Consider the following 25,305-nt stretch of genomic DNA (forward strand, 5'->3'; position numbering starts at 1 on the left):
TAAAACTTAAGATACAATTCTCATCCTGAAAATATTGTCAGTAGAACTTAATTAAAGTATATGTTATTAATACTAATTTTTCAAAAAACTTGGTCTTAGTAAATCCATCTATGATATTTGAAATGAATTTATATGGGTTAATTTTTTTGAATTATTCAGGTTGACTCACTATATTATTAATCTCATCAATAATACTATCCCCAACATTGTATCCACCCCCATTAATCTCTATACTTTAATTACTATCACATTTAAAAGGGGCTTGTATTTATGCTAAGAGATGGTCAGTTAAAAGTGTTATGGATTTCCCGTATTGACTATGAGAAGAAGACTGGTGTCGCGTCACATGCCCATGAAGATATCTTTCAAATGCTTTTTGTCATTGATGGTAAGGGAAAGATAACATTTGATGATAATGAATATGAATTACTCCCAAACAATCTATATTTTATGCCGCCGGATCACGAGCATAGTTTTTACTTTAAAGAATTCGCTTCTACTATCGATATTAAATTTTCTATTACGGATAATGAGTTAAAAGATTTTGTCACAAAAAGTGATATCCCGTTTCCATATTTTTTGAGTGACTACTCTAAGATTAAAGAACTATTTAAGACATCTCTTTCCAATGAAAATAAGTATAACCCCCTAACTTCGTTCCGGGTGGATATGCTCTTCAAAGATTTTCTTATATCATTAATACAAAAGAATAATTTTCAAAAACAGAACGCAAATCCGATTGAACGTATTAACCTTTCCCTGAGTTCTGATTCACCGATGGAAAATTATATTATCCAACATTTGAATGAATCAATTACTTTAGACGATATTGCTAAAGAGTTCGGTTATCATCCCCACTATATTATTGATTTATTCAAACAAAAATTCGGGGTGACGCCTATGAAATACTTACAATATGTACGTGTCGAAAAGGCTAAAGAATTTTTAGAGTTAAGCAGCATACCTGTGAGTGAAATTGCAGAAAGAATCGGTCTTTCCGTCCCTTATTTCTCACGTCTATTTACATCAACTGAAGGTACTTCACCTTCTGATTACAGAAACCAAACAAGGACTGTTGTTGGTAAAGACATCGTCCTTGACGACAGCTTCTTTTCCTCTTTACCACAACAGCCCGATATTATTGATGAAAAATAAAATTTAATTATTCAACTCCAGTAAATTTGGTATAAACAAAGATATCTCAGGTATAAATGCAATAAGTAAAAGTATGACAAACATTACAACATAGAATGGAATAAGTGCTTTCACTACCTTTTCCATAGGTATGTTCGCAATAGAGCTACCGACGAATAATGCTCCGCCCACCGGCGGTGTCACTAAACCAATTGCCATACACACCATCATCATAATACCGTAATGAATCGGATCAATTCCAATATTTTGAGCAATAGGCAGTAAAATCGGTGTCGTAATCAAAATGATTGGTGCGACATCCAGTATCATTCCAAGTAAAATTAAGATTAACAAAATGATTAAAGTAATCATTACAGTGCTGTCCGTTAGTGACAATAAAAAATCGGACAACATTGCGGGTACGCGGAGTAATGCAAGGAGCCACGCGAAACCGCTGGAAGTGGCAAGTAAGAATAAAACCAGTGCCAGTGTTTTAAAAGTTCTTAATAAAACCGGCCCCATCATCGAGATTTTATTCTTTCTGTTAAATACAAAGCTGACTAAAAATGCGTATATTACAGCAATAGCTGCTGATTCTGTTACTGTGAAAATACCTGTCATAATACCACCAAGAATAATGACGCCTGTAATAATTGCCGGCATTCCCTGGATAAATGCAATGATAAACTGCTGGAATGTAGACGCCTCTTCTTTAGGATACTGTTTCTTTAATGCGATAATATAGGCAACAATGATTAAGCCGATTCCCAGTAATATACCAGGTAGAATTCCTGCAAGAAATAATGAAGTAATTGAAATACCACCACCGGCAGCAAGGGCATAAATAATCATATTATGACTCGGCGGTATTACAATTCCCTGCGTAGAAGATGCTACAGTAACCGCCACTGAATAATCGGTATCGTAACCTTTCTTTTTCATCATTGGCACTAAAATTGAACTGCTGGCAGATGCATCAGCTAAAGCTGATCCCGATACACCGCCGAACAACATACTGGAACCAACATTCGCCATACCAAGACCGCCCCGGAACCGCCCGACAACAGTATCTGCCAGTCTAATTAAACGGTCTGTAATTCCTCCGGCATTCATAATCTCACCGGCCAGTATAAAGAAAGGAATCGCAAGAAGTGGGAAACTATTTACACCTGCAACCATTCTCTGGATTAACACCGATAAAGGTATATCCAGCTGGAAGCAAACGACGATTGAAGTCACTCCCATTGCCAAGGCAACTGGGACACCTAAAATTAAAAGCAGTAAAAACAAACCAATCAATGTAAGTAAAATCATCTACAGCACCTCCTCTTCAGTTACAATTTCATCTCTTTTCTTCCAAAATATAAACTCAATAATTAAGTAAATAACAATTACTACTCCTGCCACTGGCATAGAGGCATATAGTACTGCTGAAGAAACATTTAGACCAGAAATTGTTGCATTCTGCATGTCACTGGAAAACCTGTATCCCTCAAAGAGCATAAAGAAACCAAAAAGTATCGCCAGTATTCTTTGAAAAAGTATCAATAATCCTTGAATTTTCTGCGGCATTTTTTCGACTAATAAATTCACTCTAATATGAGAATTATCCACTATACCAACAGCTATTCCAATAAAACCAATCCACACCATCAACATTAAAGACAGGGGCTGTATCCACGGTGGTGTGTAATTAAAACCGAACCTGGAAATCACTTGATAGAAAATGATAACAGTCATTATTATCAAAAATGCACATACAATAACTTCAATTCCTTTTTTAATTTTATTTAAAATATTAAACATTGTACTCTCTCCCATATATACAGAAGGAGAATAAAATCTATTCTCCCCCGGCATATCACTATTTTGCATTCTCTATCTCGGTAAACATATCTCCATATGTTTCCTCATACTTATCATATAACCCTTGCACGTTTTCTCTGAATTGTGCTCTATCCGAATCTGACAATTCTATAATATTATTGCCCGCTTCTTCTGCCGTACGTTCTGATTCCTCAGTATATTTATCAAATTCATCCATCTGAGTTTCCTCAGATTCAAGAGCTGCCTGACTGATAATCTCCTGCTGATCTTCAGATAAGCTGTCCCATGACTGTTTACTCATGAATAATAATCCCGGAATTCTCAAGTGTTCAGAAGTTGTGAAGTTCTTCGCCACTTCATAATGACCGTCAGCGACATAAGTATTAATATTATTTTCACCGCCGTCTACAACACCTGTCTGGAGTGCACTGTAAACCTCTGAAGCTGCTAAAGGCGTCGGAGACACACCAAGCTCATTAAATGCCTCGATTAATATATCATTCTGCATAACTCTAATAGACTTCCCTCTTAAATCATCCAAATTTTCTACCGGATCCATAGTATAGAAACTACGTGCACCTGCATCATAAAAAGCAAGACCTACCAGATTCTGCTCTTCTAAACTTGTGAATAAAGTATCCCGTAATGATGAATCCAGAGCATTCCATAAATGCTCACGGCTGTCGAATAAGAATGGGAAACTAAAAATTCCAAAGTCATCTACAAACTGTGATATGGGTCCTGTGTTAGCTCTTCCAATATCAATTATCCCTGTTTGTGTCTGTTCAATGGTTGTTACTTCATCCCCTAACTGCCCGCCTGTATACACATCGATGGTAATTGAACCTTCAGACAACTCTTCCACCCTGTCGGCAAATTCATAAATTGCGACTGCATCCGGATAGTCATCCACTTGTGTTTCTGATAAACGCAGAGTAATTAATTCCCCGGCAGCACCTTCATTGGTACTGCCGTTCGCCTCTCCTCCCGACTCTCCGCCGGAAGAACACGCAGCGAGCACCGCTGTAATAAGTAAAACGCTTACAATATTTCTTATCTTAGACATTGCTTTTCCCCTCCTGTTAAATTGATTCTGATTTTTTCTAAAAGTTCTTTATAAGTGTTTTCGTCAACATACTTTTTTTCTGCCGGTTCATTAGTAAATGCACTGCCCCATTCTTTTTCACCTTCATATTTAGGTACAAGATGCATATGTAAATGAGATACCAAATCACCGTATATACCATAATTTATTTTTTGCGGTGCAAAAGCATCGGATAATGCTTTTGCACTCGCTGATAAATCCTCAGTAAAATCCTTTCTTTCTTCTTCAGTTAAATTAAATATTTCTTTTTTATGATCTTTAAATGCAAGAATACATCTGCCCCGGTGCGTCTGATCTTTATTTAAATATAATCTCGAAACTTTCAGTTCTTTAATTTCTATCATTAAATTTTGCAATTCCTCATTCTGGGTACAGTAAAAACAATTCTTAGACATCTTTTTCATCTACTTCCGGTGCACAGTCAATCATGACATGTATAGTATCTGCCTTATGTGTATTTCTTGTTTCGAACGCTTCACCGATTTTCTCAAGAGGATAAACGTGAGTAATAGTTTCTGTCGTATTCACTAAACCATCGAGTACAAGCTGCAGCCCCTGTTCAAAATATCTTCGATTATCAATATCTCTTTTAGGTTCTGTAGAATAAATATCCAGTCTCTTTTTATGAACTTTAAAGAAGTCAATTGGCGCGTGACATGTTCCAATACAGCCATACATTACAATTCTTCCATTCTGTGCCGCAGCATCAATTGCATCTACCATCCCGGATCCTTCTAACAGGCAGGGAATCACAATATCGAATCCTTCCGGAAAATCCTTTCCGACAACGTCCATAGTCTTTGCATCTGAACTTGGCAGTTTGTAAGTATGTGTGGCACCGTATTTCTTGGCAAGTTCTAGTTTTTCATCAAATAAATCTGTCACAACTAAATTCTTAGGGCTATATAGCTTAATCACTTGAGTTAATGCAAGACCGCTGACACCCTGACCCATAATGAGGACATTTTTATTTGGAGAAATATCTGCATTTTCTGCTGCTGATATCAATGCAGGCAATACCTCGATTAAAGAACCTTCAATCAACGGCAAGTTTTTAGGCAGTACCTTCACTGAAAATGGATCACAGCATACATATTCGGCAAATGCCCCCCATACATACCTTAATGCAACGTGGTCACCTTCCTGTAAGCCAAGAACATTCTCTCCTACTTTATCAATCACACCCGCAACTTCATGTCCAAGCCTTGTCGGGTAAGTCACAAATTCCGGTTCCCGGTTCCCTCTGAATACTTCAACATCACTGCCGCATATTCCGACCCATTTAATTTTAATTCTGACTTCTCCTTCAGCAGGTTCCGGAATTTTAGCACGTTTTACCTCTATTTTTTTTTCATCCGTCATTACCGCACACATCTGTGTATCCGGTCCATCCTGTTCTACCAAATCCATTTTAGGTACCGTCATTTTTCTAACCATTATTAGTCTCCTCTCTGTTTCACTGCATATTTTTATTTACACAACCATCATATGACAGCGTTTACATCTAAACAATGTCGATAATTCAAGTGATTTTATCTAAAATTCAGATTACTGGTATTGAAATGGTTTCGTGAACCTGAAATATATGCATGTTTTTATTGGTCATACCTATATAAATGAAAGCGAATTCAAATATATGAGTTTTAGTTAAATGATTCTTTATTATCATCATTCCATTCGTTCCTGTTTTTATATACTTTAGACTTATATAAGAATAGAAAGGATGATTCATATGGTGACAAGACAAAAGTATGAGCAAATTAGAAGTGAGGTTCTGAATTATTTTGAGACTTGTAACATTGTATTAAACAATGAAGAAAGAAATAGAATTGAGGTTGCGGATTTTGGTTTAAACCGCATTGAAGAGCTGGGTTTACAACTGATTGAATACATAAATACCGACCGTGTATGCGCCAAAGATTTGGTATTACTTCCGAATCAGGTCTGTCCGGAACACCGTCACCCGCCGGTAGGTGACAGTGAAGGTAAAGAAGAAACGTTCCGCTGCCGGTACGGTACTGTTTACTTATATGTTGAAGAAAATAATGGTACCACACCCTCAGTGACAGTACCGGAAGATAAAAAGGATACTTTTACAGTCAATAAAGAAATTGTACTTTATCCAGGTGATCAATACACTATTCTTCCGGATACACTTCACTGGTTTGCTGCCGGGAAAGACGGGGCAGTAGTATCGGAATTCTCTACAAAAAGCACAGACGAAAATGATATATTTACTGATACAGAAATAAAACGCCTGCCGACGATTGAAGAATAATATATAATCAGTCTAAACTGCAGTGAAGGAGAATGTTATGAAATACGTCATTGGAATTGATCTCGGAACAAGCGCAGTTAAAGTACTTCTCGTGAATCTATATGGGAAAGTTGAACAGGAAATATCAAAAGAATATCCTTTAATACAAAAAAAATCCGGATACAATGAACAGAATCCAGAACTTTGGGTGGCACAGACTATTTCTGCCTTACGAGAGTTAATATCAGGGTTTGGCGGACGGCCTGAGGACATAGAAGGTATCAGTTTCTCCGGTCAAATGCACGGTCTCGTGCTGCTTGATAAGAACCATGAAGTTATCTGCCCGGCAATTTTATGGAATGACACACGCACAACAAAAGAATGTGAAGAAATAACAGAAGCGATTGGATATCAAAAATTACTAGGTATAACTAAAAATATTGCCTTGGAAGGTTTCACCCTTCCAAAAATACTTTGGGTTAAAAACCATGAACCTGAAAACTATAAACAGATCAGTCATTTCCTGCTGCCAAAAGACTATCTGCGCTTTCGGATGACAGGCGCACTGCACAGTGAGTTTTCCGATGCAGCAGGTACGCTGCTTTTGGATATTGAGAACAGTTCATGGAGTGATGAAATATGCCGTATATTAGATATTGATATCAATATGTGTCCGCCGCTTATATCATCACATGAGTGTGTAGGTACAATAACAAACGAATTTGCAGATGAAACTGGTCTGAATCAGTCTACAAAAATATTTGCCGGCGGTGCAGACAACGCTTGTGGTGCCATCGGATCCGGGATACTCGAAGAAGGCAGGACAATGGTTAGTATCGGCACTTCCGGTGTTGTACTTGCACATGAAAAAAATAACGATAAATCATTTGATGGGAAAGTCCATTATTTTGACCATGCTGTTCCTGATTCATACTACACCATGGGCGTCACACTTTCTGCGGGACACAGTTTTTCATGGTTTAAGAATACTTTTGCAGAAACAGAAGAATATGAAGCGCTGATTGAAGAAGCAGAAAATACGCCAGTTGGGTCCGATGGTCTACTCTTCAGCCCCTATTTGTCAGGGGAAAGAACGCCTCATGTAGACGCTTCAATACGTGGGAGCTTTATCGGAATGGACAGCCGGCACGAAAGAAAACATTTTACGAGGGCTGTGCTTGAAGGAATTACATTTTCATTAAATGAATCAATTGAAATTTTCAGGGAGAATGGAAAAGAAGTTGAGAAAATTATATCAATCGGCGGCGGTGCAAAAAGTGAAATATGGCTTCAGATGCAGGCAGATATTTTTAATGGCGAAGTCACAAAGTTAACCAGTGAACAAGGACCCGGCATGGGTGCTGCAATGCTTGCTGCTTACGGCACAGGCTGGTTTAACTCACTAAAGGAATGTGCAAATATTTTCTTAAGTGAAGATAAAACATTCACCCCCATTAGAGAAAATGTAGAAAAATATCAATACTTATTCGAGCAATATAAGTTAATCTATTCCTCCACAAAGGAGATTAATGAGAAATTAGTGGCGTTTAGGGAACAGTCACTTTAGTCACAGAATTCAAAGACACTGTTAGAACAGAGTTAATTAATTCATGTTCTAACAGTGTCTTGTTTTTCTCATCCTCTACTCACTATCTCATATATCCCAAACATCTTCTCAAGTGTCTTTTCCTTATTAAAGAACAAGTCCACGACTCTGCTTCCAATATCAACTGTTCTCTTATATACTTCTTCATCTGTCAAAAGGCTATCCAGATCACCAACAATATTTCCTTCTTCACTTTGACGGGATCCGTAGCCGCCGAAATTCGCACCTGCAAAGTGCTGCCAGTTCTTTTCATCAATAAGCCCGTGATAATTCCCGCTGCCTACTACAATGACTGGAATACGGAGTGTAAATGCATCGATTGCTACCCGGCCGGGTCCGATGATGATATCGCTGTTCTGCATGTATGTTTTCAATTCATTCTTGTCAGAAATCCATCCTATATCATTAATCTTAACTTTTTCATTTTGAATTTCATGATTTAAGTGTGTTATAAATTTTTCTCTTAATGATCCTTCACCAATCACATTAAAATTGATGGTCTGGTCTGTTTCATTCAGATAAGGTGCAAGTTTCTCCGCTTCTTCAATAATATTTGTCTTATCTGTTTCAAGCCGTGTGATCAGACTGATTGTTCTGGTATGTTGCTTTTCTTTCCGCACATCAGCTTCATAAACATAATCACTGTAATTTGGAATGACATGCACCTTATGGGCATTGCCACCTGTACGTTCAACCACCTTCTGTTTCACGGATTCAGAAACTGCGAATATACTGTCGAGCTTTTCAACATACGTTTCAACAGCATTCACCCAGCCGCCGTGAACATGATAGACAACTGGAATATCATATTCATCATGAAGCTGAATAGCTATTTCTCTGCTGATACCGGGGTTCGCGTGAATAATATCAAAATCCGTACCTGCCGCCTCAACAATATTCTGTACCGACTGATTAACATCCGCATCATCAATTTCTATCATATTAATGCCATCCGTAGAAAGTTGGTCAAAGAACAGTCCGCCCCGGCAGCCGACATAAACCTCATGGTCTCTCTTCTTTGCCTCAAGCGCAACCGCCCGAATGTTGTCATGCAGACCACCAAGTTCTGAATTGAAAAATAAAGTAATCAACACTTTCATATTCTTCACCTGCTTCTAAGTTTAAGTAATACTCTAATTTATGAATTATGAAGATATCGGGTATTTTTTCTTCCGGCCAAACAAGATTCCGTTTATTTTTTCATAGTATTTCTAGTCATGATTATGATAACCAAAATGATTGGAATCAACATTAAAACGATACCTGTCAGAAGAAACAACGCGCCAATGACGAACCGGACACCTTCAAATGTTCCCATCATTCCTGTATGAGACACTGCCAGCACTGCATTTTCAATAATTTCAAAAGGACTGGATTCCATTGAAATGATGAAACCAATAATGAAACTGCTTAACCCAAAGTATACACAGACTGCCCGCCAATTTCTTTGATTTTCATTATTGAAGAATTCAAGATTTGATCCTAACGTTACAGTATTCGGGTTCTTTATTGATAAGACAGGCAGTACAATTACCAGCATCATGATAAGGAGGCCAAGCATTTGTACGAAATATCCTAATAATACTATATTTAAAGATTGAATGATAATTGAACCCCGCCACCATGCATGTCGGTCGAATGTTTCAAGTAATTCTCTTGAAAACGGCAATAACCAGAAAATAATTAAAATGATGAGATTAAAAATAATCAAAGGCAGTGAGATGAAAAATGCTGAGAAAGTAAAATTGAATATTGCTTCAGTGGGCCCCAGATCTTTCTTCCATAATACTGATAATGTATTTACAGCAGAAACTACACCAGGTAATAAAAACGGCAGAAATGCCACCATTCGTCTGCCGTCACCATCAAAGAAACTATCAACAATACCCACTGCAGACAGAATAAATAAAGGGATAAGAAAATATAGATGTTTCTTATTGTATATTTTCTTAAATTCAATATGAACCATTTCTTTAAATGTCGGATGATGATCCATATCTTTTCCTCCTTAAATATCCAACTACAATACCTTAATTTTACGAATCACGATATTACTGATTAAACATATTAATCCGACAATATATTCGTCTGATACAGATGAATTATTTTGTTCTATTTTACACTATTTATTGAAAGTCTATTCCTGAAAAAACAAAAGTTGATGTGACTCACACCAACTGGATAAGAATAATCACGTCAGGTCCATGAACTTGGAACAAATTGTACATACGGCGGTGGTAAGGTACCACCTCCGTATATATTTCTTAGGTCACGCCTCCGTGTCGACAACAGAAATATTATGCAAAAGCAAAACCTGTATTAAAACACAAATCAATTGAAGTAACCAGTCGACCATGTAATTATTAGTTTTTCCCCTATCATAACACTACCTCAAGGATAGATTTTTTCGAGAACTAACATTTTCATCACCCCATATCCGCAACTTGTTTTTAAACAACATTTTGATGCGAATCTGTATCCAAGATCTCCATTTAATATTCTTCACTCACGTTTAGTTTAAATTCTAATGAGTATTTTTTCCATACATAAGAATCCCTAAAGTTGAAATCTAGATTTCAACTTTAGAGATGCACCTCACTTTATAAAGAATATTTATTAAATTCTAATTTTAATGAGTAACCACTTACTATATAATATAATGTAAATAGAAATTCTGGAGGATGCTTTATGAAAATTACTTTTGAGCAAATTAAAATTAAACCTGGTTACATAAAAGCTGAATATAGTGATGGAGACACCAACCATTATATTGAATTTGAGCTAAGTGACCCAATAATTATTAGAGATGATCTAATAGCGCTGTCTTTAGCAGCTTTGTGTGGAAAAAAATATGAGTCAATTAATTTTGATTTAAATATCTCAGAAAAAACTAAAAAAGATATTGAAAAATTTACAGCCTCCACGATAACTACTAAGTTAAATAATTCTCCAACATTAATTTCAAAAAAATTTGGGAATCACACCGTTAACTTTAGCGGAGGTTTTGACAGCTTAGCAGCTATACCTTTCTTACCTCAAAATCACTCTCTCGTATCTATGGATTTTGGTGGCCATTTTAAACGTGAGATGAATATGATTAATAAGTTCGACACTCACATTGTGAAGACAAACATATTAGAAACTGATTTCAGAAAAAACTCATGGCTATTCATGGTTATTGGTTCCATACTATACAGTGATTACTTAAACACTGAATTTAATGTTTTTGGCTCAATAATTAATGCAGCATTTATGCAAAATTCAAATTATGTAAAAACATACAATACTCCAACACTTGTTCAAAGTGCTGGAATGAAAAATATACCTTACACTCAACCATTATCTGAGATTGGATCTTTAAGAGTATCTACATATAACTTTCCACATCTTATTAATGAGTCTTTGAAATCTCTAGCTAATCCTAAAGAAGAAAAAAGATTTAGAAAGCAACTATTATTAGAGATTGAAATTGACAGATTTAATCATGATATAGAACTTACAGATACAGTATCTGAACCCACTAATCAGTATTTCAAATGGGGAGATAATTTCTTAGTCGATCAATTATCTTTTTACATCATGAAATACAAAAATTATGACATTGCTTCATTAACAATTTCAGATATTCCCAAAGAAGCATACGATTTAGCTCAAAATTTAAATTTATCATTTTATGATAGATACTATACGGACGTTTTGAAGTTCGTTCCTAAACAATTTAGATCAAAATATGTTTCCAATCTCGAACAAGCTAATATTTTGCCATTTGAAGAAAACGATTGGAAGGAATATAGAGAAGTCAACAAATTCTTATCAAACTACCATACTGTAAAATAGGGGTACCCATGAAAAAAAATATATTTATTTTACTCAATAAACATAGATTAAACCGATCAGAGATAATAAAAGCCAGTGAATACATCTTAAATGATTATATGATTTTGAAATATAACTATATTCCTAAATCATTCAATTCAATAAGTGACAACTTAAAATTTTGTTCTCACCCCGATTGGAAAATAGATATGGGACCACATACTAATATGGCTATGTTACACTTACACGAGTGGGAGCCAATCAGTTATCTTCTACTAGCTCACTACTATACAAATGAGGAAAAATATTTAGATAAATCCATTGACTTACTCGAAAAATGGTACAAGGTGAGTGACCAAGAAAACCATAAGTATTTATGGTACCGTCATTGTGTAGCTGATAGATCAATTGTTTTAAGCTATCTAAATTTAATATCTTCACAAAAATTTAAAACCGATACTAGAGAATTGATAAAAACATTAACAAAAACACATAAAGAATTTTTAGCAAATGATAAAAATTTCATTGAATATAACCATGGTCTGATGATGGATCGTTCACTCTTACTTCTCTCTATTATTTCCAAAGATGAACAGAATATGAATAAAGCTATAGAGAGAATTAAGGATAATTTTCTAAAGACATTTACACCGAATATGATTTGCGTTGAAAATTCAATAACATATTTCCTATTTAATTTAGAATTAATAATCTCAATTGAAAAAAATATAATGGAACCTATGGGTTTAAATATCTTAACCAATTTTAATAAAAAAATCGAAAAATCACTAGACTTTCTAAATATTATAAAACAACCAAATAATAGTTTCCCACTATATGGTGACGGGGAACTCGTCACTATTGAGAAAATCAAAAAATCTAACATATACGAATACTTTGATAATCATTTATTATTCTCAAACTATACTCATCATCAACTTAAAGGATACTACTTTGAAAATGAGGGTTACATTACAATCAAAAATAAGGATAGTTATTTTTTCTTAAGATGTGGAGATATTGTTAAAAATCATAAACATGCTGATGATTTATCATTCACTCTATTCCATAAAGAAGAGATATTGATTGATTCAGGAATATATAATTACGATCGGGGAGATTTAAAAGACTATTTTAAATCTCCCAAGTCACATAACTCTATAATGTTAAATGATGAAAGTTATCCTTATCACAAGTCAACTTCACATGAAATAAGAATTGTATATTTCAATGAAGAAAATGAATACTTTCATATCATTTTACAAAATAATGCTTATGAATATGCAAATATTCTAAGACATATATATATATTGAAAGATAGTTTCTCTATTATATTGTCTGATCATATAATAAGTGATTTTAAAATCAAAAATAGTTTGATTTTTAATTTTTCAAAAAATATCAGTAATATATTCAACTTAAAAACTAATAATAATAAAATTGTAATTAATGACTCTATACTTCTACAAACTTTAGATAGCAACTATATTAATATACACCCTAAAAGTAGTAAAAAAGCTAAACTTTCTACACATTTTCACCATTTAGAATATATATCTCAAATTGAATTTGTCAAATTTGATTCTAACGCCCAACTCACATCTATCCTCTCATTTGATCCTGATACTACCATACCTGATACATTAGAATTTTCAGAAGATGAAATTAGAATTGAGGATTCAAATAAATCATATACTTTAAAGTTTATTAACATTGAAAATGAATTGGTAATAGGAAACTATATAAATGTTGAATTCCAAGGGAATCAACATTTAGTTCGAACTTACTCTAATATTTTTGATGAGTGTGATTACGCATGGTATATATATATAGGAGATATACGTGAAAAAATAATTTGGTATCAAGAATCTCCAGAGTTTTTATATAAGTTCAATCAATCTGGGGAATATAAAATTAGATGCTTTGTACGCAATAAACGAAACAAAGATGAAAAGCGTGAGTTTACTTTCAAGAAATATATTCTACATCATTGAGATTAAATAATTAAAGCATATATGTAAAGGTTGATAATATGATTGACAATGAAACAAAAATAAAATTAGAAGATTTAAATTTAGATTTATTATTAACTCTAGATAATAGAACTCTAGTCATTCAAAAAAATAATGTTAGCTACCATTTTAAATTTCATAGTAAAGTCAATAGTAATAATTTAGTTGTTTTTTCAAATGGAGCATTAAATCGAAATAAAAAAGATGCTCCATTTTTTTCCAGGTTCACCTGGGCAAGAGAGTTTAATGCCAATAGTTTGTATATTGACGATCCAACCATCCATGACTCTCATTTAACTGTTGGTTGGGGGGTTGGAGAGAAGGATAATTATTATTTAAAAGAAATTAGTGAAATCATTGATAAAATCACTAAACTATTAAATATTAAGAATAATAACATAATCTTTTTTGGTTCATCTGCTGGTGGCTTTATGTCTATTATGCTATCTATTTTCAAGAAAAGAAGTCTAGCTATTGCTAACAATCCTCAGATCTGGATTCGAAAAGATACTCAAAAAAATCGGGCTGAAAATTTATACAATTCTGCTTTCCCAAACATGAGTGAAAAAGAGATAGCTGAAAATTATGGAGATCGACTTTCCGTACTTAAAATGATGGAAGAGTATAACTATATACCTAATATCGTATATGTTCTAAATAGATATAGTAATAAAGATTTTAAAGAACAATACCTTCCCTTTGTTGAGTACATTGATAATATTGACAACACTAATGATTCTATTGAACTATTGCTCTATCATTCTGACAAAGGTCATGGTGGAATTTATCCACGTGCTAAAACTATACAATTGATAAATAAATATTTAGATTTAAGAAATCCAAGTTACAATTTCAATACAAAGAAATTCAATACTTTCAAAATGTATGATAATAATAATAACTATATTGAATCAATGAGAGTTAACGACAATACTCTCTATTTGCCTGTTAAGTATCTAAAGAAGGATTTCTCATGTGTCTTAGAAAAAAGATTTGAAAGTAAAAAGGGAACTTTAAAAATTGAATTAATAAATAAATATCTAAACGCAAAAGGTAGTGGGTACTTACAATATGAAATCGTAAAGAATAGCAAAACGATTTTAATTGAGGATATTTCTAAATGGCCTTTCCAAAATCAAATTTACCTTCATAACTTGCAACAAAATGATATAATTTTAATCCGAATTAGGACTCTCAAGAATTGTGAAGCCAATTCTTGGTCAAAAGCATCAAGAACTGAAATATTAAACATTGTTGAACTGACCAAAAGCATAGAATATAACTCACCAGCTTCTTTTTCCAGTCCGTATAGTGTCCAAACCCAAGAATAAAATTTTCAAAATAAATATCTGAACCAAAACTAAAAAATCAAATTAAAATTAGGTGAATGAGCGACTGAGATTCGATACCGCAGTGGAAGCCGCTGTGACGTTCGTAAATCAAAATGGAACAGCATTCCACTGGAAAAAGGCATAGAAGAAATGTAAAGATTTGAAGAGGTGAGAATAACACTCAACGCCAGGCGTATACAGTCAAAAATCGAAATAATTTTTCTAAAACAGGTCCTGATGCGACATCTATGCAGATGAAAGGCAATTATATGCGTAAATGTCGGTTGGTGGTGCGCTATAATGTCTAGACATCGACCAGCCATTAGTTTGTACTGAACTACAATGTCTTTGAATCCGTCAGATACCTGGACATTGGTGACGATTTTAAACACGACACAGAGTACAACAATGAATATAACTATGAAACATTGATGATTCGATTTGAAAGTATTGAATTGATTATCAGAGTAATGTTTTTCAATCATAGACCTAGAAATATCAGAAAACTCCGAGACAGGCTGTGTACTGGACATATGATGAAATCAATATTCAGTACACATATCTGGGGGACAGGTAAACGATACCATGAACAAACAAAGGCCGGGTTACGGAATCTACATGTATACTAGGAATCCAGCGCACGTCCACTGTATGATATGTGCATTAAAAAATGAGAATCAGCGGAACAAATAGGTTCAATGAAAGTAAAATTTAGCTTTCGCCCACTTCTCATCGCGAGGAACGGAAAATAAATATTCTCACTGCACCATCAACATGGTCTAATTAAGCCACCATTTTTCTTTACCATAGTTCTTAATTTCAGAAGACACTTTAATCTTATTATATTTTTAAAGGCACATACCTCACTATGATTAATCGTTGAAAGAATTATCCAGACCTTCCAACAACACTTTATAATTTCTATTAACCTGTCGTTTCTTTCTATTCATGAAACTCAAGTAATTTTTTATATATTGTTTTTCATTCTCAATCGTATAATTAAACCTGGAAGTATTAACATACTGGTCCATGGCTATGACCGATTCAATATATGCTTTAGATGGATCTGTCTTCGGACCATAAGTCGGGTACGCAGCTATTGCAATAACAGGGAACGAATTAACTTCTAAAATAACTGCCTCTTTATCATCGAAAGATTTCATTATAATATCAAGTCCACCAGTGTATAAACCAGGAAATGAAGCAAGTGCATCTAATGCCAGCTCTTTAATATCATTGGAAACTGACTCAGTGATATTAAAGAGTTCACCACCATTGGACAAGTTGGATACTGATCCCAGGAGCACTTTCTCATCACTTTTTGGAATATAGAACATAGATTTTTCTATAGAATTTAGATACTCTTTCATAGTCTCACTTTTTTTAATTGGATAATTCCTCAAAAATCCACAAACTTTTCTAGATTCATTTTTTTTAGCAATTAAATCTTCTATTGAATTTTGACCGTCACCAACTACATATGGCGGTATGCGCACTGTGATTGATAAAAGTGTCCCTTCAATAATTGTTGCTCTAGCTTCGAATCCTTCCAAAAATTTTTGAACAATGATTTCATTTTTATTCGTTGAACTATTTGCCGCAACTTCCCAATTGTATTCGAACCTATCCTCTCTTACATTCACCCTGACACCTTTACCAAGAGTCCCATATAACGGCTTAATTACTACAGAATGATTGGAATCTTTGAAAGATAACTCCTTAGCTCTTTCTACCTCTTCTTTGTTGTAGATCTGAGATTCAGGTGTATTTATATTAAAGCGTTTTAAATACCCTTCAGTTTTTAACTTATCTCTTACAAGAGAATGACTGAACGAATCATTAGTAGAATACCTTGGTGGTTTAATAGTTGTTATAACAGATTCATCATGCCTGAGTATATCTATTGCCCTCATATATCTTTTAGCTGCTGGTTGAAAAACATATTTAATATCATTATTCTGTAAAAAATTCAAATGAATATTAGGTAAATGGAAAATGATATCATTCGAATAAACGTTTTTGTCATATGGGTTCTTTGATAATATATATTCTAAATCTGATACGTTCATAGGTTTCTCCTTCTATTTGCTAAATGAAAGTTTTAGAATGATCAAATAATATCCTATGCAAAACTACTGCAGTACTTAAGTTTAATAAATATTTATTGTATTCAACAAATATAATATAGTCGTTATTCCGAAACTGGATACTTATCTTGTGTAGTTGTAAGCATTAAATTATTCATTGCATATCGCCTTCTTTTAGTTACCAAATGATACTTTCTATAATAACAACAAAATGCTATATACCTTTGATTTCTAGTCTTCCGGCATTTAAAAACCCATCACTCTTATAATTTTTTTTGTATTTAATTTTTATTATAATATTACTTTTTTTAGGGACTTCAATGTTTGTATACTTGTTTCTTAACTTACTTATGCAATATGATTCTATTCTACTTTCCTTTATTGAAATTAGTTCAATCGTGATAATATTTTTCAAATTATAAAAACTTTTAATTTTTATATTTTTATCAAAATCAGAGAAATTGTCTATTTTTATCTCATAACTACTACTTGTAGTCACTGGTAATTCTTTCGGTCTAATCAACCAATTTTTAGAATCAATATTTAGAATCGCTAAATCATTGGTCAATTCCATTCTAGTTTTTTCATCATTCAATATTATTTTTTCTTTTCCAAAATCTAAACTTCTTCCACCTTTAAGTTTTTTTTCATTATTAACCAGGGTGACTAAATCACTTAAAATATCATTATTCGAAATGGAATTTGTCTCTATTTCTTTTGCAAAAGTATCCAAATCAATCTTATATAACTTGTCATCAGACATTTTTGACATAACACTATTTTCTTCAGTCAATGCTAAAATTGGTGTTCCGCTTCCCAAATAGTCACTTAATTTTGAAGGTAGATAAGGATTAAATGGCTTATCATCTTTTGTATTGGCATCGCTAATAATTAAAATATCGTACTGTGTTGTTGCATTTAAAAATTCAGTATAAGATAAGTAATCATTTACATTTATATACTTTTTCTTTAAATACAATAAGTCATTTTCATCAATTTGATTCTTATTTGTATATAAATGTAATTTGAATGTTCTATTAAAGTTTGCATTAAGTTGTTCTATTAATTCTACAAATTGACCATAACTTCTTTTGCTATAGAAATTTCCAAAATAAGCTATGTTAATTACAGATTCTTCAAATACAATATTAGACTTCTGTAAATTATAATACTCATTCGGGAGTGTCGGGTGCTTCATTATTACTGATTTTTTGCGTATTAATTCCTTCTCGTCTTCACAAAATCTTGAAATCATATATTCCAACTGATTTTCATTTGTAAAAATTAATTCATCCGCTAGTGCAAACGGGATTAGTTCTGAAATATTAAAAAGGTTATTATCAACATATTTACTAAAATCATTTAATAATCCATTTTTCATCGATTTTATAAACACTTCATTCTCAACTAAACCGTACCTTTCTTTAGATTCAATATCATACAGTAATGGATCAGAAAATTCTGCTGTCCATTTGATATTAGGGTTCATAATCTTTATAAAAATATTAGGTAGGTGAGATATAGGAAACATTGCCCTACTGTATACTTTTGAATAGCGTTCTTTATTTTTAGCATAGAAACGTACTGCCGTATCAATAAAACTATTTAAATAGAACATATTACTAAATGAAGCTAATTGATTTACAACAATATTACTTCCAACTAGAGGAGATACCATGTCTCTCAATGATAGTTCTTTATGTCTTATGCGACTCATATTATTAGAAACCACATCGACTACATCTCCATTATTAATTAACCTTTTAGCAACTATCGTAGCACTTGTATCACTAAAAGGTGGAAAACAATATGAGATAACTAATGTATTTGCAAAACCACGATTTAATATTGAATAGTTGAAATGCTTTAGAGACATATTTTCAATTGCATCAATTACTCTTTCTCTATCTGTTGGAGCTTCTATTAAATACCTATTCATAAAACTGATTTGAGCATTGTATTTAGACCTTACAAACTTGATTAGTGCTGGGTTTGTTATATTGCTAAGCATGTCATCTAATATCTCTAATATTTCCAGTCTTTGAAACACTAAAAAATCAAAAGATGCCTTTTTTCTCGAAACTGAATCTTCTCTAATATTTCTGTAGTATATTGCTTCAGTTTCAACTGGCAGTATTTTCAGTTTTGGGCGGCTATTTATAAATAACTCACTATAAAATACTGTATCTTCACCACTTCTTAAATAATCTCTGAACTCTTGAAGCATTATAATTTCTTTAGGAATTACTTTGCAAACTGTAATAGATGCAATTTTGTTTATATTATCAATCGACACCGGAGCTTTTTCTTGATTATCTATTATTTCCTTATTAATAGGATTATCAACTATTATTTCATTATCTAGTACATCATGTATTTGTGAAAATGTTATTGTATCTTGTTCCATCCTATCAAAGTTAGACTGTATGTAATTCTGTGAAATATAATCATCTATATCTACAAATGTAACATGGCTGTATCTAGCATTCTTCATCCCTAAATTTCTAGCAGACCCAGCACCATTCTTATTATTAATTAAAATGACAATATCTAAATTATTGAACGTGGTACTATGTAAGTATGTCAATTCTTCTATAAATTTACCATTTAAAACAATAATGACCTCAAACTTTGCATCATTTATTTTCTGATTTTCAATACTTTCTAGACATGAAGAAATAAATTCTTTTCCATCATGAACCGGTATAACTATTGAAATTCCCTTTTCGAGTTCCTGAGACTGAATAACTGTATCTCTTATATCATTAATTTTTCCATGAAATTTTTCATAACTCACTTTAAAAACTCCCTACTATAGCTTAGATGCATGTCTATGTAATGCATTGATTTTATTCACTAATTCTTTTTTTGTATCATCACTTTTTTTATAAGCTTTTAATATTTGGTTTGCCTGGTAAAGTATCTCATAGTTTTTTGAATGCAATTTAACATCATTGGGTATATATTTAATTCTTTCGAGTATTTTGAAGTTGTTCTCAATAACTGATTCACTGAGTTCCTTAGATGTATAAAAATTGATTCTTATTCTCTTATTCTCAACATCAACTGACTTAATAATTGATTCATTTGCAATTTTACTAAGGTTCTCTACTAAAAAAGCCTGCTTTGTATATAATACTGAAACATGAGTATCTTCTATTCTTAAAATATTAAATTTATCAGAGTGATTCAACTGCATCAAATTATTTATTTCCAGATTAATAATCAGAGACTTATTTTTTTTTAACTCTATAATTTCCTCAACATCTATATTAGTACAATCAGTAATGTTTATTTCAACAAAACCCTTCTCAATTTCAAGTTTATTATATGTCATAATTACAATCCCTCTAAAAATTTATTTATATAAATATTATAAACTTACTTCATTAACTATCAAAGTAAAATATAAATTGTTTCTCAGTATAAGGTTAGAGAACCTGCATTCTAATAATACCCCTACATTATGAAAACGCAATCAAATCTTTAAATGGCAAAAATTACTATTATGTTGTATATTAAATGTATACTCAATATATTCCAATAGGGATATAATATAAGAACAACGTAATTTATAATTTGTGCACATAATATATATCTATTTTACATTAGAGGGGCAAAAGAAATGAAAATAAAAGACCTAACCTTTGAATCCAGTTATTTAATCACTGAACTAAACTTGGATAATAGTTTAATCGAATATGAAAAAATTAATTCCAATAACATTAAAATCTACTATGATAAGAATGTTAATATAACTCAGTATAATTTAGATAATAAATCTATTTTTTTAATAGGTTACTGCTTTGATATTCGGGATTCCTTAAAGTCAACAGAGCACATCTTGAGAGATTTATTAATTTCTACTGATATTTATAATGAACTGGATTACTTGAATGGTCGTTACAATTTGATTGTATTCGATGGAGAATACCATTCTATCTACTCAGATGCATCTCAGCTTAGGCCATTGGTGTACCATCCCGATTCAAAAACACTTGGATCCCATGATTCTTTGGTACAGTTGGTTCTTGAAAATCATAATTTTATATTTAACAAAAGATCTAATCGTAAACACACAGAGTTAGACTACACTAGGTTCAAGGAAATATATAAATTCAATCCAAGTCTTTATCTAAAGTATGAAACTTTCGATTTTGTAAGATTTTATCCTAGGAAATCCTTATCAAATGCTGATTTAAAAGAGACATTCGAGGAATTGAAACCTTATTTAGACCAAAGTATAAAATATCTTGAGAGCCTCGATAATAATTTATTCTTGACAATCACCGGCGGTATTGATTCAAGAGTCTCAGCAGCATTAACGAGAGATTTCAGCAATAAAGTTGAATATTTGACCTATACAAAACCAATGGATAAGCTTGCCACTAAAATGGCTAAAATTATCTATAAAACTGATGAAAATATCACTAAAAATATGAAAGAATATCTTGGTTGGAATCACAATATCATTAATTTAGAAGACTATCTTCCTACAAAATATAAGAACAATATTAATCATATATTATTTAATTCAACACATTCATATTCACTTGCTAATTATTATCGGAGTAAACAGAAATATTTTAAGGCTGTTCACATTAAGTCCACTGTGTTTGGAATGGGAAAGGCAGATTTCCCGAAATCACTTGATAAATCATCAGACAGTTTTGATTTTTATAAACTGTGTTTACACGGTCTTCCAAAAGATTTTGAGAAGCAGCCGGACTTTGATGAAGAAATAGAATCATACTTCAAGAGAAATAAGATTTTTGAGGGTGTTACTAAAGGCCGTCACTTTTATGATTTATTTCATTTAGAATCGAGAATGGGAAATTGGCATAGTGCTCTGACTTTAGAAACTGATCCTGAAACTGAAGAGTTTATATTTACAAACACAAGAAAAACTATAGATTTAATTCAACAACCAACAATCAGTGAAAGAAGGAATTTCTCTTTATACAAAATGATTATAGAGAAATACTGGCCGGTATTATTAAAATTTGAGATTAATAAATCAATGAAAGAAAAAGAACATCAATCTCAAATTGATGAGCCATATGCAGAATTAAATAATGTGGGAATCTATGGTTCACATAAAGTGAGCATACACAAAAATAAGATAAAAAATTTTGTTAATCTTAAGCCAAATACCGATTCCATTAAAGAATATGAACAATACAATTTTTCTGTGAAAAATAATTCTGACGTTAGTCAGATTCTTAAAATCTCCAGTAATTATTCCAACAAAAGTGGGCAGAATAAAATCAAAGTATTGATTAATAACGGTTATGAGGCTAAAATTTATGATATGCTCGATTTATATAATGGCTTGGAACTACAAGTTAAAGATAATGTAATACACTTTGTAATTAATTATAATAAAGACTACTCAAAAAAATCGTGGATTGATGCAGGCAGGCTTAAATTAGAAATACTATAATCTATATTTAATAATGAATACTTTAAAAAAAAAAAACTACACAATCCACTGTGTAGTTTTATTTTAATATTAGTTGCGGTTCACTTCTTTCTTCAGTTCCTCAATTGTTTCTTTAACATCTTCATCATAAGCAGGATTAAACTTATCATACAATTTAATAATGTCCAAAAACTTCGACACTGCGTCAAATCTATGCTGAGATTCTACCCTCTCAAGTCTTGTCAAATACCACAATCGAATATACGAGTTGTATCTGACAGTCAGATACGTATCAATTAAATCGTAACTTTCTAGATAGGGAATTCTCTCAAGTTCTAATTTATAGTATTTATCAAAGAATTTGTGTGAGATTGTATTAGTTACACTTCCTAGAACAGCAGCATAATAGATATGAATGTAATGATTCACACCCATGATTGTTTTCGAGTTTAACACCAGCTCTTGATAAAACATGGTATCCTGGCCGGCTGCACCCTCAACCATCTTTAAATTATTATCTACGATTACCGATTTCTTAACAATTACAGCTTGTATACTCTGCACCCTCATTTCAGAGCGTATTAAAAATGCTTTAGGATCTTCCACTAACATTTTTCCGTTATTATTTCTTTTTAAAATGTCCGTGTATTTCCCACCATTTCTCCTATCACTGTCTTCTTTGACAATATTACCGACGACCATATCAACTTCATTCGTCTTTATTTTATTCAGTAAATTATGGAAGCCATCACCAATTGCTTCATTATCAGGATCGAGATAAGTAATGTAATCAGTTGAAGCAACTCTCGCTCCTTGATTTCTCGGTTTCGAAGCACTCCCTGATCCTTCAGTATTCTCTATATAAACGATATCCGGGTGTCTTCTTCTGAGCCTGTTAATTATCTTAATTGTCGTTTCATCTGTACTGCCATCATTAATAAAAATAATTTCCATTTTGTCAAAACTGCTGGACCGTTTTAGACTTGCAAAGCATTTTTCTTCAAGATAAGTTCCATTATTATGAATAGGAATAATAACACTTAGTTCTTTTTTACTCGTCACTTCTTTTTTATCATTCGTTTCTTCATTCAACACTTCAACATCATCAAGATTATAGCCATTAGTTAACTCAGATAAATCAGTTATTTCCATATAAACCGGTATATGAATCATTGTTTTAAATTGATTGACAATTTTATTGATGTAGTTATGTTCCTCATGAGTGTCATCTTTAGTTACAAAATCAACATCAGCATATTTAAAAGCAGTAACCATATCTTCAAGGTAGTATTCTTCATATAAATTACTGTCATCAAAGAAAGTAATAAAGCCATATTCAGAAAGATTAATATTATTTATATCTTTTTTAAGAACATAATTTTTGTCTTGATAAATTTGTCGATCAAAACTATTACGGTTTTGATATGTATCATCTTCAAATACAACAAGGATCTTACTGTTTTCCTCTTCTATATCAATGTCAATAGTTGCAGCAATCTGTCTGATTCTATGAAATGTAGTATGCTCTTTAAATACATTTCTAATTCCCTTAGCCTGCAAATCCTTCAAATCATCTTCATTTGTTCTGTATATTACTTTAAAATCCTCGCCGGTATTAATCATACGCACATTTGGAAAAAGATTATTAATTCCAGTATTATAATTTGATAATACAATATTTCCAAATGCCTGTAATTCATATACTCTGTTCGCAAACATAGTTTGAGAATATTTTACAGAATTCATGTTTATACTCCATCGAATCACTTTATGCAAGTTCATCAACTTATCATGTTGGAGAGGGGGTGCCATGTTTTCTATATATTTTTCAGGAAACTGGTATCTGGGATTTTTCAATCTCAAGTTTCTATCGATGATTGTAAACGGTGCCTCTTCTTTTTTTATTGCATCAAAAAGTTTTTTAGTTTCATTCATTCTTACTGGATATTTAGACAGCCAACTTCCAGCGAATAAAATTTCATTTTTAAATTTTTCTGCATATTTTGTTCTTGAACCAACTGGATTATGAATGTAAGGATTAATACCAAATTGTAAAACATTGATTCTATCATTTCCAGTGAGCTCTCTATAACTCTCCACCATTTCTAACGAACTAGTAAAAATATGACTGCACTTTTCAGAAAGCGATTTAAACAGATGGAAATTAACAGGATCTTCCTTAGAATAGAAAATAGTTGGAGTTCCATTTTCATTATATTTTTCTATTAGCTCTTCCATTTCAATTCTTTTTTCATTTGAAGGATGTGCAGATCCTTCCCAAGTATTGTCAATCCCTCTCCAGGTAGATGCAAAAATCACAAAATCATAGTCATGTATTTCCTTATCTTCTCGGGAAATATAATTTAAGTTGGCAACATCTTTAAAAGAGTTATATAAAAATTCATCTGCAATAATTCCAATATTAAGATTCATTTTCTTATAAAATCTACTACCATTACTTGTTGGAACATTCTCCATTGCATTTTTAAATTTATCCAGGGCATTTTCTCTTCCTATATCTTCAAACTTTAAATAATAAAAAGGATTAGTCTTTATTCTTTCAGCAAAATTTTGGCTGTATTCATTTGCTAAAATAGTCGGATCGAGATCATTAATCATTTGATTTAAAGTGAATGAAAAATCCTTGGATAAATTTTCCTTATATTTTTCAAGGTTTTTTTCTAGTTGATTCATATCCATATAATGAC

General features: G+C 32.4%; 18 protein-coding genes. 7 read left to right on the forward strand and 11 right to left on the reverse strand.

The annotated features are described in order from the left end of the window. Positions 1-270: 270 nt before the first annotated feature. Positions 271-1,155 carry an AraC family transcriptional regulator gene (locus ACFSX4_RS05900; RefSeq protein WP_377772508.1) on the forward strand — a complete coding sequence of 295 codons (885 nt, stop codon included), beginning with the start codon at positions 271-273 and terminating at the stop codon, positions 1,153-1,155. 3 nt (positions 1,156-1,158) lie between these two features. Here the strand turns inward: ACFSX4_RS05900 and ACFSX4_RS05905 are convergent, their stop codons facing one another. The 5 genes from ACFSX4_RS05905 to ACFSX4_RS05925 are packed head-to-tail and all read right to left on the reverse strand — an operon-like array spanning position 1,159 to position 5,503. Then, a complete protein-coding gene (locus tag ACFSX4_RS05905) occupies positions 1,159-2,448 on the reverse strand; it encodes a TRAP transporter large permease (RefSeq protein WP_377772510.1) in 1,290 nt (429 codons plus the stop codon). Then, a complete protein-coding gene (locus tag ACFSX4_RS05910) occupies positions 2,449-2,940 on the reverse strand; it encodes a TRAP transporter small permease (RefSeq protein WP_377772512.1) in 492 nt (163 codons plus the stop codon). Between the two features lie 58 nt (positions 2,941-2,998). Beyond that, positions 2,999-4,027 (reverse strand): TRAP transporter substrate-binding protein, encoded by a 1,029-nt coding sequence (locus ACFSX4_RS05915; protein ID WP_377772514.1) that lies wholly within the window; start codon positions 4,025-4,027, stop codon positions 2,999-3,001. Further along, positions 4,015-4,410, reverse strand: a complete 396-nt coding sequence (locus tag ACFSX4_RS05920; protein ID WP_377772516.1) for an HIT family protein — start codon at positions 4,408-4,410, stop codon at positions 4,015-4,017. The genes ACFSX4_RS05915 and ACFSX4_RS05920 overlap by 13 nt, the downstream gene beginning before the upstream one ends. Before the next feature lie 43 nt (positions 4,411-4,453). Further along, positions 4,454-5,503 carry a zinc-dependent alcohol dehydrogenase gene (locus tag ACFSX4_RS05925; protein WP_377772518.1) on the reverse strand — a complete coding sequence of 350 codons (1,050 nt, stop codon included), beginning with the start codon at positions 5,501-5,503 and terminating at the stop codon, positions 4,454-4,456. A gap of 295 nt (positions 5,504-5,798) precedes the next feature. Between ACFSX4_RS05925 and ACFSX4_RS05930 the strand changes: the two genes are divergently transcribed. Both ACFSX4_RS05930 and xylB read left to right on the forward strand, forming a co-directional pair. Beyond that, positions 5,799-6,344 carry a D-lyxose/D-mannose family sugar isomerase gene (locus ACFSX4_RS05930; protein WP_377772520.1) on the forward strand — a complete coding sequence of 182 codons (546 nt, stop codon included), beginning with the start codon at positions 5,799-5,801 and terminating at the stop codon, positions 6,342-6,344. A gap of 37 nt (positions 6,345-6,381) precedes the next feature. Further along, a complete protein-coding gene (xylB, locus tag ACFSX4_RS05935; RefSeq protein ID WP_377772522.1) occupies positions 6,382-7,890 on the forward strand; it encodes a xylulokinase in 1,509 nt (502 codons plus the stop codon). Between the two features lie 68 nt (positions 7,891-7,958). On the opposite strand, the gene ACFSX4_RS05940 is transcribed toward xylB, so the two are convergent. Then, complete coding sequence (locus ACFSX4_RS05940; protein WP_377772524.1) at positions 7,959-9,029, reverse strand: glycosyltransferase family 4 protein; 1,071 nt, start codon at positions 9,027-9,029, stop codon at positions 7,959-7,961. A 92-nt stretch (positions 9,030-9,121) separates the two neighbouring features. Then, entirely contained in the window at positions 9,122-9,925 is an 804-nt protein-coding gene (locus tag ACFSX4_RS05945) for a hypothetical protein (RefSeq protein WP_377772526.1), read from the reverse strand. Between the two features lie 692 nt (positions 9,926-10,617). Here ACFSX4_RS05945 and ACFSX4_RS05950 point away from each other — a divergent pair. Genes ACFSX4_RS05950 through ACFSX4_RS05960 form a run of 3 tightly spaced genes read left to right on the forward strand, consistent with a single transcriptional unit; the run spans position 10,618 to position 15,088 of the window. Continuing rightward, positions 10,618-11,766, forward strand: coding sequence for a hypothetical protein (locus tag ACFSX4_RS05950; protein WP_377772528.1), 1,149 nt, complete (start codon positions 10,618-10,620; stop codon positions 11,764-11,766). Between the two features lie 8 nt (positions 11,767-11,774). Then, positions 11,775-13,739, forward strand: coding sequence for a heparinase II/III domain-containing protein (locus ACFSX4_RS05955; RefSeq protein ID WP_377772530.1), 1,965 nt, complete (start codon positions 11,775-11,777; stop codon positions 13,737-13,739). Between the two features lie 38 nt (positions 13,740-13,777). Beyond that, positions 13,778-15,088 carry a hypothetical protein gene (locus ACFSX4_RS05960; RefSeq protein ID WP_377772532.1) on the forward strand — a complete coding sequence of 437 codons (1,311 nt, stop codon included), beginning with the start codon at positions 13,778-13,780 and terminating at the stop codon, positions 15,086-15,088. A gap of 872 nt (positions 15,089-15,960) precedes the next feature. Here ACFSX4_RS05960 and ACFSX4_RS05965 read toward each other — a convergent pair. The 3 genes from ACFSX4_RS05965 to ACFSX4_RS05975 all read right to left on the reverse strand — a co-directional run bounded on the left by ACFSX4_RS05965 (position 15,961) and on the right by ACFSX4_RS05975 (position 20,512). Continuing rightward, on the reverse strand, positions 15,961-17,157 hold the full coding sequence (locus ACFSX4_RS05965; RefSeq protein WP_377772534.1) for an ATP-grasp domain-containing protein: 1,197 nt from the start codon (positions 17,155-17,157) through the stop codon (positions 15,961-15,963). 232 nt (positions 17,158-17,389) lie between these two features. After that, complete coding sequence (locus ACFSX4_RS05970) at positions 17,390-19,972, reverse strand: glycosyltransferase (protein ID WP_377772536.1); 2,583 nt, start codon at positions 19,970-19,972, stop codon at positions 17,390-17,392. Between the two features lie 15 nt (positions 19,973-19,987). Then, positions 19,988-20,512 (reverse strand): hypothetical protein, encoded by a 525-nt coding sequence (locus ACFSX4_RS05975; RefSeq protein ID WP_377772538.1) that lies wholly within the window; start codon positions 20,510-20,512, stop codon positions 19,988-19,990. Between the two features lie 288 nt (positions 20,513-20,800). On the opposite strand from ACFSX4_RS05975, the gene ACFSX4_RS05980 reads away from it, so the two are divergent. Further along, the gene (locus ACFSX4_RS05980) at positions 20,801-22,618 is read left to right on the forward strand and encodes a hypothetical protein (RefSeq protein WP_377772540.1); all 1,818 of its coding nucleotides are present in this window, start codon (positions 20,801-20,803) and stop codon (positions 22,616-22,618) included. Positions 22,619-22,687: 69 nt separating this feature from the next. On the opposite strand, the gene ACFSX4_RS05985 is transcribed toward ACFSX4_RS05980, so the two are convergent. Further along, positions 22,688-25,297 carry a glycosyltransferase gene (locus ACFSX4_RS05985; protein ID WP_377772542.1) on the reverse strand — a complete coding sequence of 870 codons (2,610 nt, stop codon included), beginning with the start codon at positions 25,295-25,297 and terminating at the stop codon, positions 22,688-22,690. Positions 25,298-25,305: the final 8 nt, after the last annotated feature.

Source organism: Corticicoccus populi, assembly GCF_042686195.1.
Classification (GTDB): domain Bacteria; phylum Bacillota; class Bacilli; order Staphylococcales; family Salinicoccaceae; genus Corticicoccus; species Corticicoccus populi.

Bases quoted from the DNA above. Each gene is read 5' to 3' on its own strand.
- ACFSX4_RS05920 (WP_377772516.1), bottom strand. From the start codon at position 4,410: ATGATAGAAATTAAAGAACTGAAAGTTTCGAGATTATATTTAAATAAA.
- ACFSX4_RS05985 (WP_377772542.1), bottom strand. From the start codon at position 25,297: ATGGATATGAATCAACTAGAAAAAAACCTTGAAAAATATAAGGAAAAT.
- ACFSX4_RS05980 (WP_377772540.1), top strand. From the start codon at position 20,801: ATGAAAATAAAAGACCTAACCTTTGAATCCAGTTATTTAATCACTGAA.
- ACFSX4_RS05910 (WP_377772512.1), bottom strand. From the start codon at position 2,940: ATGTTTAATATTTTAAATAAAATTAAAAAAGGAATTGAAGTTATTGTA.
- ACFSX4_RS05960 (WP_377772532.1), top strand. From the start codon at position 13,778: ATGATTGACAATGAAACAAAAATAAAATTAGAAGATTTAAATTTAGAT.
- ACFSX4_RS05905 (WP_377772510.1), bottom strand. From the start codon at position 2,448: ATGATTTTACTTACATTGATTGGTTTGTTTTTACTGCTTTTAATTTTA.
- xylB (WP_377772522.1), top strand. From the start codon at position 6,382: ATGAAATACGTCATTGGAATTGATCTCGGAACAAGCGCAGTTAAAGTA.
- ACFSX4_RS05955 (WP_377772530.1), top strand. From the start codon at position 11,775: ATGAAAAAAAATATATTTATTTTACTCAATAAACATAGATTAAACCGA.
- ACFSX4_RS05975 (WP_377772538.1), bottom strand. From the start codon at position 20,512: ATGACATATAATAAACTTGAAATTGAGAAGGGTTTTGTTGAAATAAAC.
- ACFSX4_RS05950 (WP_377772528.1), top strand. From the start codon at position 10,618: ATGAAAATTACTTTTGAGCAAATTAAAATTAAACCTGGTTACATAAAA.
- ACFSX4_RS05930 (WP_377772520.1), top strand. From the start codon at position 5,799: ATGGTGACAAGACAAAAGTATGAGCAAATTAGAAGTGAGGTTCTGAAT.
- ACFSX4_RS05900 (WP_377772508.1), top strand. From the start codon at position 271: ATGCTAAGAGATGGTCAGTTAAAAGTGTTATGGATTTCCCGTATTGAC.
- ACFSX4_RS05965 (WP_377772534.1), bottom strand. From the start codon at position 17,157: ATGAACGTATCAGATTTAGAATATATATTATCAAAGAACCCATATGAC.
- ACFSX4_RS05925 (WP_377772518.1), bottom strand. From the start codon at position 5,503: ATGGTTAGAAAAATGACGGTACCTAAAATGGATTTGGTAGAACAGGAT.
- ACFSX4_RS05940 (WP_377772524.1), bottom strand. From the start codon at position 9,029: ATGAAAGTGTTGATTACTTTATTTTTCAATTCAGAACTTGGTGGTCTG.
- ACFSX4_RS05915 (WP_377772514.1), bottom strand. From the start codon at position 4,027: ATGTCTAAGATAAGAAATATTGTAAGCGTTTTACTTATTACAGCGGTG.
- ACFSX4_RS05945 (WP_377772526.1), bottom strand. From the start codon at position 9,925: ATGGATCATCATCCGACATTTAAAGAAATGGTTCATATTGAATTTAAG.